The organism is Burkholderia pyrrocinia (assembly GCF_018417535.1).
GTDB classification, from domain to species: Bacteria; Pseudomonadota; Gammaproteobacteria; order Burkholderiales; family Burkholderiaceae; genus Burkholderia; species Burkholderia pyrrocinia_E.
Genome location: NZ_CP070978.1, coordinates 2675310 through 2692288, shown reverse-complemented (window position 1 = coordinate 2692288; position 16979 = coordinate 2675310). Strand labels below are relative to the sequence as shown.

8 protein-coding genes are annotated in these 16979 nt (G+C 64.5%); 5 read left to right on the top strand and 3 right to left on the bottom strand.

Going from position 1 to position 16979, the window contains the following annotated elements; translation table 11 throughout:
• Window positions 1-7: 7 nt before the first annotated feature.
• The 3 genes from kdpB to JYG32_RS30185 all read right to left on the bottom strand — a co-directional run bounded on the left by kdpB (window position 8) and on the right by JYG32_RS30185 (window position 4588).
• Entirely contained in the window at window positions 8-2092 is a 2085-nt protein-coding gene (gene kdpB, locus JYG32_RS30195) for a potassium-transporting ATPase subunit KdpB (RefSeq protein WP_213267513.1), read from the bottom strand.
• Between the two features lie 361 nt (window positions 2093-2453).
• The gene (locus JYG32_RS30190; protein WP_213266033.1) at window positions 2454-3242 is read right to left on the bottom strand and encodes a GNAT family N-acetyltransferase; all 789 of its coding nucleotides are present in this window, start codon (window positions 3240-3242) and stop codon (window positions 2454-2456) included.
• Window positions 3243-3454: 212 nt separating this feature from the next.
• Entirely contained in the window at window positions 3455-4588 is a 1134-nt protein-coding gene (locus JYG32_RS30185) for an RNA-guided endonuclease InsQ/TnpB family protein (RefSeq protein ID WP_213266032.1), read from the bottom strand.
• Window positions 4589-4833: 245 nt separating this feature from the next.
• Between JYG32_RS30185 and JYG32_RS30180 the strand changes: the two genes are divergently transcribed.
• From JYG32_RS30180 to JYG32_RS30160, 5 genes are all read left to right on the top strand, one after another.
• Window positions 4834-5139 carry an NIPSNAP family protein gene (locus tag JYG32_RS30180; RefSeq protein WP_213266031.1) on the top strand — a complete coding sequence of 102 codons (306 nt, stop codon included), beginning with the start codon at window positions 4834-4836 and terminating at the stop codon, window positions 5137-5139.
• A gap of 311 nt (window positions 5140-5450) precedes the next feature.
• Window positions 5451-6101: an NADPH-dependent FMN reductase gene (locus tag JYG32_RS30175; protein WP_174382705.1), complete on the top strand. Its 651-nt coding sequence runs from the start codon at window positions 5451-5453 to the stop codon at window positions 6099-6101.
• A 245-nt stretch (window positions 6102-6346) separates the two neighbouring features.
• Window positions 6347-6565, top strand: a complete 219-nt coding sequence (locus JYG32_RS30170; protein ID WP_047902452.1) for a hypothetical protein — start codon at window positions 6347-6349, stop codon at window positions 6563-6565.
• 95 nt (window positions 6566-6660) lie between these two features.
• A complete protein-coding gene (locus tag JYG32_RS30165; protein ID WP_174382704.1) occupies window positions 6661-7563 on the top strand; it encodes a ferritin-like domain-containing protein in 903 nt (300 codons plus the stop codon).
• 1106 nt (window positions 7564-8669) lie between these two features.
• Complete coding sequence (locus tag JYG32_RS30160; RefSeq protein ID WP_213267512.1) at window positions 8670-16946, top strand: ESPR-type extended signal peptide-containing protein; 8277 nt, start codon at window positions 8670-8672, stop codon at window positions 16944-16946.
• Window positions 16947-16979 lie beyond the last annotated feature (33 nt).

The following is a 16979-nucleotide window of genomic DNA, read 5'->3' as shown; positions in this document are numbered from 1 at the left end:
TCCATGCTCATGCCCATCCGAACGCGACGAGCGTCATGTCGATCAGCTTGATGAACGGGAACGGCAGCAGCACGCCACCGAGACCGTACAGCAGCAGGTTCCTGCGCAGCAGCGGCGCCGCGCCGAGAGGACGATAGCGCACGCCCTTCAGCGCGAGCGGGATCAGCGCGACGATGATCAGCGCGTTGAAGATCACCGCCGACAGGATCGCCGACGCCGGCGACGCGAGGTGCATCACGTCGAGCACGCGCAGTTGCGGGTACGTCGTCGCGAATGCGGCCGGGATGATCGCGAAGTACTTCGCGACGTCGTTCGCGATCGAGAACGTCGTCAGCGAGCCGCGCGTCATCAACATCTGCTTGCCGATCTCGACGATCTCGATCAGCTTCGTCGGGTTCGAATCGAGGTCGACCATGTTGCCCGCTTCCTTCGCGGCCTGCGTGCCCGTGTTCATCGCCACCGCCACGTCGGCCTGCGCGAGCGCCGGCGCGTCGTTGGTGCCGTCGCCCGTCATCGCGACGAGCCGGCCGGCCGCCTGGTGCTCGCGGATCGTCGCGAGCTTGGTTTCCGGCGTCGCTTCCGCGAGGAAATCGTCCACACCTGCTTCCGCCGCGATCGCCGCGGCCGTCAGCCGGTTGTCGCCCGTCACCATCACGGTCTTGATGCCCATCTTGCGCAGCTCCGCGAAGCGCTCCTTGATGCCGCCCTTCACGATGTCCTTCAGCTCGATCACGCCAAGCATGCGCGCGACGCCGTCGCGTCGCTCCGCGACCGCAAGCGGCGTGCTGCCGCGGCGCGCGATGTCGGTCACGGCCGCTTCGACCTCGCGCGTGACACGGCCGCCGTGGGCCTCGACGTAATGCGCGATCGCGTCGGCCGCGCCCTTGCGGATCTCGCGGCCGGGCGCCCCGGACGAAGTCCCGGCCGGGAAGAGATCGACACCGCTCATCCGCGTCTGAGCGCTGAACGACAGAAAGATGGCATGCAGCGCCTGCATGTCGCGCTCGCGCAGATTGAAGCGCTGCTTCGCGAGCACGACGATGCTGCGGCCTTCCGGCGTTTCGTCGGCGAGCGACGACAGTTGCGCGGCATCGGCCAGCGCTTCCTCGGTCACGAACGGCGCGGGCACGAACGTCGACGCCTGGCGGTTGCCGAGCGTGATCGTGCCGGTCTTGTCGAGCAGCAGCACGTCGACGTCGCCGGCCGCTTCGACCGCGCGGCCCGACGTTGCGATCACGTTCGCCTGCATCATCCGGCTCATCCCGGCCACGCCGATCGCGGACAGCAAACCGCCGATCGTCGTCGGGATCAGGCACACGAGCAGCGCGACGAGCGCGGTGATCGTCACCACGTGGCCGGACTTCATCGCCTCGACCGCGAACGTCGAGAACGGCAGCAGCGTCGCGGTCGCAAGCAGCATCATGATCGTCAAGGCCACCAGCAGGATCGTCAGCGCGATTTCGTTCGGCGTCTTCTTGCGCTTCGCGCCTTCGACCATCGCGATCATCCGGTCGAGGAACGCTTCGCCCGGGTTCGCGGTGACCTTGACGACGATCCAGTCGGACAGCACGCGCGTGCCGCCCGTCACCGACGAGAAGTCGCCGCCCGATTCGCGGATCACCGGCGCGGATTCGCCGGTGATCGCCGATTCGTCGACGGACGCGACGCCGTCGACAACCTCGCCGTCGGCCGGGATCACGTCGCCGGCTTCGACGAGCACGACGTCGCCACGGCGCAGGTCGGTCGACGCCATCACCTCGACGGCGGCTTTCGCATGCGGCGCCGCGAGCTTTTTCGCGACCACGTTGTGTTTCGCGCTGCGCAGCGATGCGGCCTGCGCCTTCGAGCGCCCTTCGGCGAGCGCTTCGGCGAAGTTCGCGAACAGCACGGTGAACCACAGCCACAGCGCGATCGCGACGATGAACCCGGCGGGCGCTTCGGCCTGGCCGAACAGCGCGGCGCCCCACAGAATGGTCGTCAGGATGCTGCCGACGTACACGCAGAACATCACCGGGTTGCGGAACTGCGTGCGCGGCGTGAGTTTCCTGAACGAATCGGCGATCGCCGGGCGCACGAGCGCGGGATCGAACATCGAGAGCCCGGCCGTGCGCGCATGGCCGGGATGCTCGGGGCGCTGGCCGGTCAACGGTGCGAGAGACATGGCGTTTTCCTTTTGCCGGCGAGCCGTCGCGGCGGCACTCGGCATCGCTCTTCGCGAGCCGACGCCGTCGCGCGCATGGTCGCGCGGCATCCGTTTCCACGTGAACCATCTTATGAAGGTTCGCGTGAAGATCGCGGCAAAGGATCGCGTCAAAGCATAAAAAGCGCGTAAACATCCGTTTCGCCGCGACGCGGCGGGGGTGTCTCATGGGCCGTACACGAGCGGAAGCGCCACACTCCGCTCACGCGACGCTTACGCGGTAAAAGCAGGAAAGAGAGCCTGGGCGCGGCGCTCAGCCGAATGTGTGGCGTCCATGCTGGCGCGGCCGCCACGGCGACGAGCGGCAGCTCGCGGCGCCGGCCGCGCGTCGCGCCGCCCATCCCGCGCCACGGCGCACGCGCAGGTCGCGCCGGGCCACCGCGGCAACGCGCGACGGCAACGCATACGCAACGCGCCGCACGGCCACCACGCGCGCAACCAGCCGCGACGCCGGCGACACGCGGCGCACGACGTGCGCGACGGGCCGCTTGCAGAGGATCGCGCTGTCGTAGCGCTTGCCGGCGAAGCGCATCACGTCGACGACCTCGAATCCCTGCGCGCCGTAGAACGCCAGCAGGTGCGAAGCGGGATGCGGCGTATCCAGCGCGAGCAGCGTATAGCCGCGCAACGCGGCCCACTGCTCGGCGAACGACAGCAGCAATGCGCCGATCCCGCGGCTCTGGCAATCGGGATCCACGGCCACCTGGCGCACGCTCGCGACGCCTTCCCGCCGGTACAGCGAGCAGGCCGAAGACGGATCGGTCCCATACAGCGTGGCCGTGCCGATCACGCGCCCGCCGCACACGGCGACGTAGCACTCGCCCGCTTCCGCACGGCGACGCGTGACGTCTTCGTCCTGATCGACGCACGTGCAGTTGAGCCCCATCGCGCCGAGCCGCGCGAACGCGCGATGCAGCATCGGCGTGAGTTGCGCATAGCTGTCGACTGCCGGATCGAAACGCCGTACGACCACCCGGTCGGCGCACACAGAAGGCGGCGCAGCGGGGGTACGTTCGGCGATCGCGTTCCAGGGTATCGACATCGCAGTGCTCCGTGGTTGGGATGCCCGAAGTCTATGAGCGCGCCGGTGGGCGTCGCAAGAAAAAATGTCGTAAAAGTTTGGGGAAATGCGTGCAGGAAACACGGCGGCGACGGTGCGTGCCGCCGCTCCGCTGGCGTCGTTGCAAGCGCTTGACTGCTCCTCTCCCTAAAGGAAGCGGATTCCCACTTCGCAGAATGCAACCCGACATCATCTCAAAGAGACATGGGACTTACGCGTTCTCCATAGGCTGACACCGCCAGCCCGGCGGCCAAAACATTGCGCGCAGCATTGATATCTCGGTCGTGGATGGCCCCGCATTCAAGGCAGTCCCATGCACGCACCTTCAACGGCATCCTCGCGACGGTATGCCCGCAGTCACTGCATCGTTTGCTGGACGGATACCAGCGGTCGATGCCGATCAGCCTGCGCCCATACCACTGCGCTTTGTACTCAAGTTGTCGGGTGAACTCCGACCAGCTTGCATCGCTGATCGACTTCGCGAGCTTTCGATTCGTCTGCATATGGCTAACGGACAGACTTTCAATGGCGATCACTTGGTTTTCGTTGATCAACCGGGACGACAGTTTGTGCAGGAAATCCCTGCGGGAATCCGCCGTCTTGGCATACATGCGTGCGACCTTAAGCTTCACCTTCCGATGGTTGGCCGAGCCCTTTTGCTTCTTCGCCAGCCGCCGCTGCAGCTTCGCGAGCTTGGCCTCGTTCTTGTGAAACGTATTCGGCGCGGCAATCTTCTCGCCGGTCGAAAGGATGGCGAAATGTGTCAGCCCGAGGTCGATGCCGATCTTTCCGTCGGCGCCCGCGTGCGGGCTCACAGCATCGTCGCACAGCATCGATACGTGGTATCGGCCGGCCGGGTCTTTCGACACCGTGACCGTCGTCACCCTCGCGGATTTCGGGATCGTGCGCGACCAGCGGATCGCAAGTGGCTCAGCCATCTTTGCCAGCTTGAGCGCCGAACCATCCCACTTGAAAGCACTGGCGGTGTATTCGGCAGATTGCTTGCCGTGCTTGCTGCGGAAGGTCGGGTACTTCGCCCGCTTCGCGAAGAAGTGCGCGAACGCAGCCTGCAAATGGCGTAACGCCTGCTGCACCGGCACCGAACTGACTTCGTTCAGCCACGCGTACCCATCAGCCCTCTTGAGCACCGTCAACGCCGCGGAGGTTTCGTGATAACCCATGCGTTCCTGTCGCTGATGCCAGGCATCCGTGCGGCGGCGAAGCATCTCGTTATAGACAAAGCGCGCACATCCAAACGTCCGGGCAAGCGTCGCTGCCTGCTCGGGCGTCGGGTAGAACCGGAATCGGTAGGCGCGTTTGATATCCATGCTTCGTACCCTACCATCGGCGATTACGTGGCCGTCAACAGGAACACGGAAGCAATGTCAAAACCGTCTCCTTTCCTCCCCGGCCTGAAGGCCGGAGTTTCTCGGAGACCATGATGAAATGACGCCGATCGTTGTTCGCGCAAGCAACGAATCCCGCGACGGCATCGACACTCGCCACGCACTCCGTTGACACCTGCGGCGACGCGATCCAGACTCGCTGTTCCCTCACCGCACCGCGAGCGCTCATGGTCACCTGCTTCCTTCGCTACATCATCGATCCGTACAAGCTCGACCAGTTCGAAACCTACGGCAAGATGTGGATTCCGCTCGTCGAAAAGTTCGGCGGCACGCATCACGGCTACTTCCTGCCGTCCGAAGGCGCGAGCAACATTGCGCTCGCGATGTTCTCGTTCCCGAGCCTCGCCGAATACGAGCGCTACCGCGAACGCTCGAAGGACGATCCGGCGTGCCAGGCCGCGTTTCGATACGCGGAGGAAACGCGCTGCATCGTCAGCTACGAACGGAGCTTCTTCCGGCCGGTATTCGAGTAACCGGCAACGTCCGCAGACATCGCGCCCCTTTTTCCTGACCGGGACGAAAAAAAGCCCCGCCTGCATCCGCGCGGCGGGGCCAACCCATGTCAGTAGAGACATCATGGAGGAGACGAGCCCATCTTATCGACCGCGGTACACCGTCCCAACCAAGCATTTCTGCTATCGATCTGCGCGGCCGCGCACACGATTGCCCCCGCCGCGCGGCATATCGATAGAACGAAAAGTCGTTTTCAGAGTGGCGACGGGGTCGTTACCATCTGGTTTTAAGCCTGTGCTTAGCCGGGCAAGCCATCCCCGAGGAGCGCCCCTTGACTGCATTCGATCAACACCGCCGCCCGTTCGTCGTCGGCATCGGCGGTACCACCCGAGCAGCGTCGTCGACCGAACGCGCGCTGTCGTTCGCGCTGCGCGGCGCGCAAGCCGCCGGCGCACGCACGCGCCTGTTCGACGGCCCGTTCCTGCATACGCTGCCGCACTACGCGCCCGAACACAAAACGCTGACCGACCCGCAGCGCGAACTGATCGACACCGTGCGCCAGGCCGACGCGATCATCATCGCGACGCCCGGCTATCACGGCGGCGTCTCCGGTCTCGTGAAGAACGCGCTCGACACGCTCGAGGAACTGCGCGCGGACGATCGCCCCTATCTCGACGGCCGCGCGGTCGGCCTGATCGTCACCGCGTACGGCTGGCAGGCGGCCGGCACCGTGCTGACGTCGCTGCGCTCGATCGTCCATGCGCTGCGCGGCTGGCCGACGCCGTTCGGCGCGACCGTGAACACGCTCGAAACGCGTTTCGAAAGCGCCGACAGCTGCTCGGATCCGAAGGTCGTCGCGCAGCTCGAGACGGTCGGCGCGCAAGCGGCCGAGTTCGCGCTCGCGTTTGCGTCGCACCGCGCGGCCACGCATGCGGCGTCGGTCGACGCGCTCGCGCCCGTGCTGAAGATCGCCAACCAGTAATCCCGTCACTCCGCCGCCCGCGCCCGGCCGACAAGGTTCGCCGTGCGCGGGCGGCGCGCCTTCGGACGCGCGGCGATGTCTCGTGCGCGCCGACACCGCGCCGGTGCTTCGCCGTGCATACCCTTCCCCGGCTGCCCCCTCGATAACGATTCGGCCCACCGCATGATTTGCATTGGCCGAAAGATTGGTTCACGCAGCCGGCGGGTTTTCGTACGCTGAAAGCCCGAACTTTCTCCGCGCACGCCATGAACCGTACGATCCGCTACAAGGGCTATGAAGTCGCCCCCGCTGCCGCCCGGTTGCCGAACGGGCTGTTCGCCGCCAACCTGACGATCGCGCGGGCGAGCGGCGGCCCGTCGTCGCGCTCCGTTTCGTTCGACGCGATCGATTTCTTCTTCGAAGAGGAGCACGCGCTCGCCTATGCGTCCCGCTGGGGCCGCCTCTGGGTCGACACGCACGCGTGACGCGCGCCTGGCCGGCGTGCGCATGGCCGCTCGAAAATACGCGTTTACGGAAGCTATGCAAGAATCTTTCGGCCCGTAATCGCATAACAACAGCCATGACTGACACGCTGCAGGAAGAGCACGCAGCCGCAGATCACGCGATGCGCAACTGGACCTTCGACAAGCAAGGTCCGGTCAGGATCGGTTCCGATGCGCACAAGCAGATGTTCTGTCGCATGCTGCTCGACACACACAACCCGTACAAGCCGGCCGTGATCGACTGGCCGGCGCTCAAGCCCGCCGAACTCAGGCGGCTCACGTCGCTGCCGATCTGGGACATCGCGGTGCAAACCGAAGGCCGCGCATCGATCCGCGTAGCAACGTATGCGGAGACGGTCGGCGATCCGCTGCTGCGCCGCGCGCTCGAGATGGACGGCGGCGAGGAAGCTCGCCACAAGGTCGTACTGTCGAAGCTCGTCGACGCATACGGCATCCGGCTCGCGCCCGAGCCGGCCTACCCGGCGCCGACGGACCCCGAGTGGTCGTGGATGGTGACCGGCTTCAGCGAATGCATCGACAGCTTCTTCGCGTTCGGCCTGTTCCGCTCCGCGCAGCGCTCGGGCTATTTCCCGTCCGAACTCGTCGAAACCTTCGAGCCGGTGATCCAGGAGGAAGGCCGGCACATCCTGTTCTTCGCGAACTGGTATGCATGGTACTGGCGCACGATGCCTTGGTGGCGCCGGCCGTGGTTCTTCGCGCGCGTCGCAGCCGTGTGGGTGCAACTGGTTCGCGATCGCATCGGCATCGCGCGCGGCATCGATGCCGATGGCGCCGCGCGTGACGCGAACTTCCCGGCGACCGGCACCGCCGATATCGGCGATGCGCTGAACCCGCGCGAGCTGATCGAGCTGTGTCTCGTCGAGAACGACCGGCGGATGGCCGGGTACGACAAGCGGCTGCTGCGCCCGACGTTCGTGCCGCGGATGGCGCGGTTCGCGTTGCGGTTTCTCAAGAAGTAAGGTCGGGGGGCGCGGCCGCAGGTCATGCGGGCCGGCAAACCTTCGTGCGCGGTGCGGTGCGTCCGCGCAGCGCGGGTTGATCGTCGCCCCCGCGGCCGATTCGATCCCGAACACTCGCGTCGCACTCCGGACGAATCGGCGCCCCTCCTGCCCGAAGCCGGCTCGTTGCATGCGGTGAGCGACGACTTCAGCTCACATCCGTGGACCGAATGTGGCGCGCCCGATACACCTTCTCCCTCCTTTTTTCCTCCGACGATTCGGCGCGCCCCCGGCGCGGGGACAACTTGCCGCCCCCGGAATCCGGCATTCCAGGTGCGTCATCCCCGGCGCTGACCAGCGGTCCTCGACAACCTGTCGACGCCGCGTGGGCACCGCTGCGGGGCCGTCTCCCCGGCTGTCCGGCACGCCTCCTAATTTGGCGCGGATACGGACATCACCGATATCGTCAATAGGACAAATCCGATAGTTGAATGCCAAGAACACTATCTGTCGCTTTGTATCAATTTTTTACAACTTCGACGAGCCAGCCGGCCCGGAGCGCCCGCCACACGGGCAGCCACGACGGACGAGATGCGGAAATCAGCACATCCAGATATTCGTCACCTCAGATGAAATTGATTTACAGATAATCGTTAATAGCAAAAACAAATTCGCCCAAAAATAAACAATTAACACATTAACAAGATGATCAATATATTATCAATCGACACGCCACTTTCCATTACAAAAATGAAAGACTGATCCGACGCGCAAACGTTTGCTATTTCATTTGTCTTACTTATTGGCACGCGGCTTGTGTTATCTACCGCACAAAACACATATAACTCATTGATTTTTATAGAAAATGAGAAGGGCTGATCGAAAAAATCAAACCCTACACGACACATTCTCACACCTTTCATTTCCATACCATCCGAATACATCAAAACACGACACATTAACCATTCTTTAACTTTAAAAACACTTCATTTATCACTATTTGTCAATCTCATAAATCCACCTCCAATAAACTCCGCCCATCAATTTTGAGATTCGCGCGAGCGCACGGAGTATTCCTCTAACAAAAGAGACCGGTGTGTGGCGTGCACATTTGGAGGTAGCAGGACATGAACCGCACGTACCGCTCGATCTGGAACGAAGCTCTTGGAGCCTGGGTCGCGGCATCGGAACACGATTCGGCACGGGGCAAGCCGAACAAGTCGGCCGTCGTGGTCGCAGCAGTCGCAGCACTGGCGATCAGCCTGCCGGGGCTCGCCGAGGCCAACACGCTCAACACACAGCAGACCTGCTTCACGGGAAGCAACAGCGCAGTCGGCCGCGTCAACCCGGGCGGCACGCAAAACCAGGCCGGCGACGGTTCCGGCACGTATTCGGTCGTGGCCGGGTGTAACTCCAACGGCAACGGCTGGACCGGCGTCACGGTTTACGGTTCATTCGCGCAAGCGACCGGTAACGGTGCCGTCGCCAACGGCATGCTGTCGTCAGCCGGCCTGTGGGGCGTGGCCGCCGGCCTCGAAACCACCGCGAGCGGCGCAGGCGCCACCGCGCTCGGCTTCGGCTCGACGGCGAACGCGCTGAACTCGGTCGCGATCGGCGGTGCGGGCGGCAACGGCACGACGCCGCTGTCGCAGGCGAACTCGACCATCGCGTCGGGCGCAGGTTCGATCGCGATCGGCAGCAACGCAACGAAGGGCGCGCAGGCGGCCGCTTCTGACAGCATCGCGATCGGCGGGCAGTCGTCCGTCGCGTCGACCGCCACATCGGGTATCGCAATCGGCCTCAATGCCTCTGCGCAGTATGCAAACAGCGTCGCAATCGGTCAGGGTAGCGTGACCGGCGCAGCCGCGCCGACCGGCACCGGGTACTTGACCGGTACAGCCGCACCGGCGTCTGAATTCTCGGTCGGCAGTTCGTCCAACCTGCGCCGAATCACCAACGTCGCCGACGGTTCCGCCCCCCAGGACGCCGTCACGGTAGCTCAGCTCAGCACCGGGATGAGCACCACGACGAGCGCGATCAGCAGCCTGTCGACGTCGACTTCGACCGGCATTTCGTCGGCACGGAGCTCGATCACGTCGCTGTCCACTTCGACCTCGACCGGCCTGTCGTCGGCCAACAGCTCGATCACGTCGTTGTCGACCTCCACGTCGACCGGCATCTCGTCGGCGAATAGCTCGATCACCTCGTTGTCGACCTCCACGTCGACCGGCATCAACTCGCTGTCCACTGGCCTGAGTTCGGCCAACAGCTCGGTGACGTCGTTGTCCACGTCGACCTCGACGGGCCTGTCGTCGGCCAACAGTTCGATCACTTCGCTGTCGACCTCCACGTCGACCGGCATCAACTCGCTGTCCACTGGCCTGAGCTCGACCAACAGCTCGGTGACGTCGTTGTCCACGTCGACCTCGACGGGCCTGTCGTCGGCTAACAGTTCGATCACTTCGCTGTCGACCTCCACGTCGACCGGCATCAACTCGCTGTCCACTGGCCTGAGCTCGGCCAACAGCTCGGTGACGTCGTTGTCCACGTCGACCTCGACTGGCCTGTCGTCGGCTAACAGTTCGATCACTTCGCTGTCCACCTCCACGTCGACCGGCATCAACTCGCTGTCCACTGGTCTGAGCTCGACCAACAGCTCGGTGACGTCGTTGTCCACGTCGACCTCGACGGGCCTGTCGTCGGCCAACAGTTCGATCACCTCGCTGTCGACCTCCACGTCGACCGGCATCAACTCGCTGTCCACTGGCCTGAGCTCGACCAACAGCTCGGTGACGTCGTTGTCCACGTCGACCTCGACGGGTCTGTCGTCGGCTAACAGCTCGATCACCTCGCTGTCGACCTCCACGTCGACCGGCATCAACTCGCTGTCCACTGGCCTGAGCTCGACCAACAGCTCGGTGACGTCGTTGTCCACGTCGACCTCGACGGGCCTGTCGTCGGCTAATAGTTCGATCACTTCGCTGTCCACCTCGACGTCGACCGGCATCAACTCGCTGTCGACTGGTCTGAGCTCGACCAACAGCTCGGTGACGTCGCTGTCCACGTCGACCTCGACGGGCCTGTCGTCGGCCAACAGTTCCATCACCTCGCTGTCGACCTCCACGTCGACCGGCATCAACTCGCTGTCCACTGGCCTGAGCTCGGCCAACAGCTCGGTGACGTCGTTGTCCACGTCGACCTCGACTGGCCTGTCGTCGGCCAACAGCTCGATCACTTCGCTGTCGACTTCCACGTCGACCGGCATCAACTCGCTGTCCACTGGTCTGAGCTCGACCAACAGCTCGGTGACGTCGCTGTCCACGTCGACCTCGACGGGTCTGTCGTCGGCCAACAGTTCCATCACGTCCCTGTCCACGTCGACCTCGACGGGCCTGTCGTCGGCCAACAGTTCGATCACCTCGCTGTCGACCTCCACGTCGACCGGCATCAACTCGCTGTCCACTGGCCTGAGCTCGGCCAACAGCTCGGTGACGTCGTTGTCCACGTCGACCTCGACGGGCCTGTCGTCGGCTAACAGCTCGATCACCTCGCTGTCGACCTCCACGTCGACCGGCATCAACTCGCTGTCCACTGGCCTGAGCTCGACCAACAGCTCGGTGACGTCGTTGTCCACGTCGACCTCGACGGGTCTGTCGTCGGCTAACAGCTCGATCACCTCGCTGTCGACCTCCACGTCGACCGGCATCAACTCGCTGTCCACTGGCCTGAGCTCGACCAACAGCTCGGTGACGTCGCTGTCCACGTCGACCTCGACGGGCCTGTCGTCGGCCAACAGTTCGATCACTTCGCTGTCCACCTCCACGTCGACCGGCATCAACTCGCTGTCGACCGGACTGAGCACGGTCACGACCAAGACGGACAACCTCGGCACCAGCACGGCATCGGCACTCGGCGGCGGCGCCAAGTACGACCCGACGACCGGGACGGTCTCCGCGCCGGCCTACACGACCTACAACTCGAACGGCACGACGTCGACCGCCAACAGCGTCGGCTCGGCGATCGACAACATCAACAGCCAGGGCATCAAGTACTTCCACGCGAATTCGACGGCGGCAGACAGCCAGGCGCTTGGAACCGACTCGGTCGCGATCGGCCCGAATGCAATCGCCAACAACGCCGGCGACGTCGCACTCGGCAGCAACTCCGTCACCGCGCCACCCAACCCGACACCGACCGGTACCGTCGGCGGCGTGACCAGCACGTTCGCGGGCGGTAATCCGAGCAGCGTGGTCAGCGTCGGCAACGCGAGCACGAATACCACGCGCCAGATCACCAATGTCGCGGCCGGCCAAATCACGGCAAACAGCACCGACGCGATCAACGGCTCCCAGCTCTTTGCAACCAATTCGGTCGTGAATTCGCTGTCGACGACGGTGTCGTCGTCCAGCAGCGCGATCTCGTCGCTGTCGACGGGCATCACCTCGCTGTCGACCGGTCTCAGCTCGACCAACAGCTCTGTCACGTCGCTGTCCACTTCGACTTCGACGGGTTTGTCGTCGGCCAACAGTTCGATCACCTCGCTGTCAACCTCGACCTCGACCGGCCTGTCGTCGGCCAACAGCTCCATCACGTCCCTGTCTACTTCTACGTCGACCGGTCTGTCGTCGGCGAACAGCTCGATCACGTCGTTGTCCACCTCGACGTCGACGGGTTTGTCCTCGGCCACCAGCTCCATCACGTCACTGTCGACCTCGACTTCGACCGGTCTGTCGTCCGCTAACAGCTCGATCACCTCGCTGTCCACGTCGACCTCGACCGGTCTGTCCTCGGCCAACAGCTCGATCACTTCGCTGTCCACGTCGACCTCGACGGGTCTGTCCTCCGCGAACAGCTCGATCGATTCGCTGTCCACGTCGACCTCGACCGGTCTGTCCTCGGCCAACAGCTCGATCACGTCGCTGTCGACTTCGACCTCCACCGGCATCAGCTCGCTGTCCACCGGCCTGAGCTCGACCAACAGCTCGGTGTCGTCGCTGTCGACCTCCACGTCGACGGGCTTGTCGTCGGCTAACAGCTCGATCACGTCGTTGTCCACGTCGACTTCGACGGGTCTGTCCTCGGCCAACAGTTCGATCACCTCGCTGTCCACGTCGACTTCGACCGGCCTGTCGTCGGCGAACAGTTCGATCACCTCGCTGTCCACCTCGACGTCGACCGGCCTGTCATCCGCCAACAGCTCGATCACTTCGCTGTCGACCTCGACTTCGACCGGCTTGTCGTCGGCCAATAGCTCGATCACGTCGTTGTCGACCTCGACCTCGACCGGCCTGTCGTCCGCCAACAGCTCGATCACCTCGTTGTCGACGTCAACGTCGACCGGCCTGTCGTCAGCCAACAGCTCGATCACGTCGCTGTCGACCTCGACCTCGACCGGCCTGTCGTCGGCCAACAGCTCGATCACTTCGCTGTCCACGTCGACCTCGACCGGCCTGTCCTCGGCCAACAGCTCGATCACTTCGCTGTCGACCTCCACCTCGACCGGCCTGTCGTCGGCGAACAGCTCCATCACGTCGCTGTCGACTTCGACCTCGACCGGCATCAGCTCGCTGTCCACCGGCCTGAGCTCGACCAACAGCTCGGTGTCGTCGCTGTCGACCTCCACGTCGACGGGCCTCTCGTCGGCTAACAGCTCGATCACCTCGCTGTCGACTTCCACGTCGACCGGCCTGTCGTCGGCGAACAGCTCGATCACGTCGTTGTCCACCTCGACCTCGACGGGTCTGTCGTCGGCTAACAGCTCGATCACGTCGCTGTCCACGTCCACCTCGACGGGTCTGTCCTCCGCCAACAGCTCCATCACCTCGCTGTCCACCTCGACCTCGACCGGCATCAGCTCGCTGTCCACCGGCCTGAGCTCGACCAACAGCTCGGTGTCGTCGCTGTCGACCTCCACGTCGACGGGCTTGTCGTCGGCCAACAGCTCGATCGATTCGTTGTCCACGTCGACCTCGACCGGTCTGTCCTCGGCCAACAGCTCCATCACGTCGCTGTCCACTTCGACCTCCACCGGCATCAGCTCGCTGTCCACCGGTCTGAGCTCGACCAACAGCTCGGTGTCGTCGCTGTCGACCTCCACGTCGACGGGCCTCTCGTCGGCTAACAGCTCGATCACCTCGCTGTCGACTTCCACGTCGACCGGCCTGTCGTCGGCGAACAGCTCGATCACGTCGTTGTCCACCTCGACCTCGACCGGCCTGTCGTCGGCCAACAGCTCGATCACGTCACTGTCGACCTCGACCTCGACCGGCCTGTCGTCGGCCAACAGCTCGATCACGTCGTTGTCGACTTCCACGTCGACCGGCCTGTCGTCGGCGAATAGCTCGATCACCTCGCTGTCCACGTCGACCTCGACCGGCCTCTCGTCGGCGAATAGCTCGATCACCTCGCTGTCGACTTCCACGTCGACCGGCCTGTCGTCGGCCAACAGCTCGATCACCTCACTGTCGACTTCCACGTCGACGGGTCTGTCCTCGGCCAACAGCTCGATCACGTCGCTGTCCACGTCCACCTCGACCGGTCTGTCGTCGGCCAACAGCTCGATCGACTCGCTGTCCACGTCGACCTCGACCGGCCTCTCGTCGGCCAACAGCTCGATCACCTCGCTGTCGACTTCCACGTCGACCGGCCTGTCGTCGGCCAACAGCTCGATCACCTCACTGTCGACTTCCACGTCGACGGGTCTGTCCTCGGCCAACAGCTCGATCACGTCGCTGTCCACGTCCACCTCGACCGGTCTGTCGTCGGCTAACAGCTCGATCGACTCGCTGTCCACCTCCACGTCGACGGGTCTGTCCTCCGCGAACAGCTCGATCACGTCGTTGTCGACCTCGACTTCGACGGGTCTGTCGTCGGCGAACAGCTCCATCACCTCGCTGTCCACGTCGACTTCGACCGGCCTCTCGTCGGCCAACAGCTCCATCACGTCGCTGTCGACCTCGACCTCGACCGGTTTGTCGTCGGCGAACAGCTCGATCACCTCACTGTCGACTTCCACTTCGACGGGCCTCTCTTCGGCCAACAGCTCGATCACGTCACTGTCGACTTCCACGTCGACGGGCTTGTCGTCGGCCAACAGCTCGATCACCTCGCTGTCCACCTCGACGTCGACCGGCCTGTCCTCGGCCAACAGTTCGATCGACTCGCTGTCCACGTCGACCTCGACGGGCCTGTCGTCCGCCAACAGCTCCATCACTTCGCTGTCCACTTCGACCTCAACCGGCATCAGTTCGCTGTCCACCGGCCTGAGCTCGACCAACAGCTCGGTGTCGTCGCTGTCGACCTCGACTTCGACCGGCCTCTCGTCGGCGAACAGCTCGATCACTTCGCTGTCCACGTCGACCTCGACGGGTCTGTCCTCCGCGAACAGCTCCATCACCTCGCTGTCGACCTCGACCTCGACCGGCATCGGCTCGCTGTCCACCGGCCTGAGCTCGACCAACAGCTCGGTGTCGTCGCTGTCGACCTCCACGTCGACGGGTCTGTCGTCCGCAAACAGCTCGATCAGCTCCCTGTCCACCTCGACTTCGACGGGCCTGTCCTCGGCGAACAGCTCGATCACCTCGCTGTCCACGTCGACCTCGACCGGCATCACCTCGCTGTCCACCGGACTGAGCTCGACCAACAGCACGATCCTGTCCCTGTCGACCTCGACCTCGACCGGCATCGGCTCGCTGTCCACCGGCCTGAGCTCGACGAACAGCTCGGTGACGTCGCTGTCCACGTCGACCTCGACCGCGATCAACGCCGCGAAGACGCACTACTACAGCATCAACGACAACGGCACGCAGCAAGGCAACTACGCCAACGACGGCGCAACGGGCCCCAACGCCCTCGCGGCCGGCGTCAACGCCAGCGCGGCAGGTGCAAGCAGCGTCGCGGTCGGCGATGGCTCGAACGCGCAGTCGGCAGGCGCGGTCGCAATCGGCCAGAACGCATCGGCAACGGGCGGCAAGGCCGTGTCGATCGGCTCCGGCAACACCGCGAGCGGCGACGGCGCGGTCGCGATCGGCGATCCGAGCATCGCGACGGGCACCGGCGCGGTAGCGATGGGCGCGAACGACACGGCGACCGGCAACGGCGCAGTGGCGCTCGGCAACGCAAACACGGCAAACGGCGCCAGCGCGCTCGCACTTGGCAGCTCGAACCAGGCCACCGCGGACAACACGATCGCGCTGGGCAACCAGGCCACGGCTAGCGCCATCGGCGCACAAGCCTACGGCTCGGGTGCCAAGGCCACGGCCGCCGACGCGCTCGCCTTCGGCACGAACGCGCAAGCCAACGTCGCCAACTCGATCGCGCTCGGTGCGAACTCGGTCACGAGTACCGCGAACCCGACGTCGAGCGCCACGATCGGCGGCGTCACGTACTTGTTCGCGGGCAGTTCGCCGGTCGGCGTGGTCAGCGTCGGTGACGCTACCACGGGCACCACGCGCCAGATCACGAACGTCGCCGCCGGCCGGATCTCGGCCAGCAGCACGGACGCGATCAACGGCAGCCAGCTCAACGCGACTAACCAGGCGGTCAACGCGCTGTCGACGTCCACCGCGTCGAACGTCGCGTCGCTGTCGACCGGCATCGGCTCGCTGTCCACCGGCCTGAGCTCGACGAACAGCTCGGTGACGTCGCTGTCCACGTCGACCTCCACCGCGATCAACTCGCTGTCGACGGGCCTGAGCTCGACCAACAGCAACGTCAACTCGCTGTCGACGTCGACCTCGACGGGCATCGGCTCGCTGTCCACCGGCCTGAGCACGACGAACAGCAACGTGGCATCGCTGTCGACCGGCGTGACGAACATCAGCAACACGCTGAACTCGCTGTCGACGACGATCAACAACAACCAGACGCGTACGCTGAACAGCAACGGCATCGCCGCCGACATGAACGGCACGGGCAGCGATCACCCGACCGTCACCGCCGGCTCGAACTCGGTGGCGATCGGCGCGAATTCGACGGACGGCGGCCGCTCGAACGTCGTCTCGGTCGGCAGCGACACGCAGCAGCGCCAGATCGTGAACGTCGCGCCGGGTACGCAAGGCACCGACGCGGTCAACGTGAACCAGCTGACGCAGGTGCAGACGACGCTGTCGACGGCACTGTCGGGCCAGCAGACACAGATCAACTCGCTGGGTTCGCAACTGCAGCAGACCGACCAGATGGCGAAGCAGGGTATCGCGGCCGTCGGCGCGATGGCGTCGATCCCGCAGCTCGATCGCGACGCCAACTTCGGCATGGGTGTCGGTACGTCGACCTTCCTCGGCCAGAAGGCGATGGCGGTCAACATGCAGGCCCGCATCACGGAGAACCTGAAGGCGTCGATCAACGGCGGCTTCAGCGGCGGTCAGAAGGTGATCGGCGCCGGCATGCTGTACCAGTGGAAGTAACGCGTCGCGCCGCCAGGCCACCCGGCTCGCCAG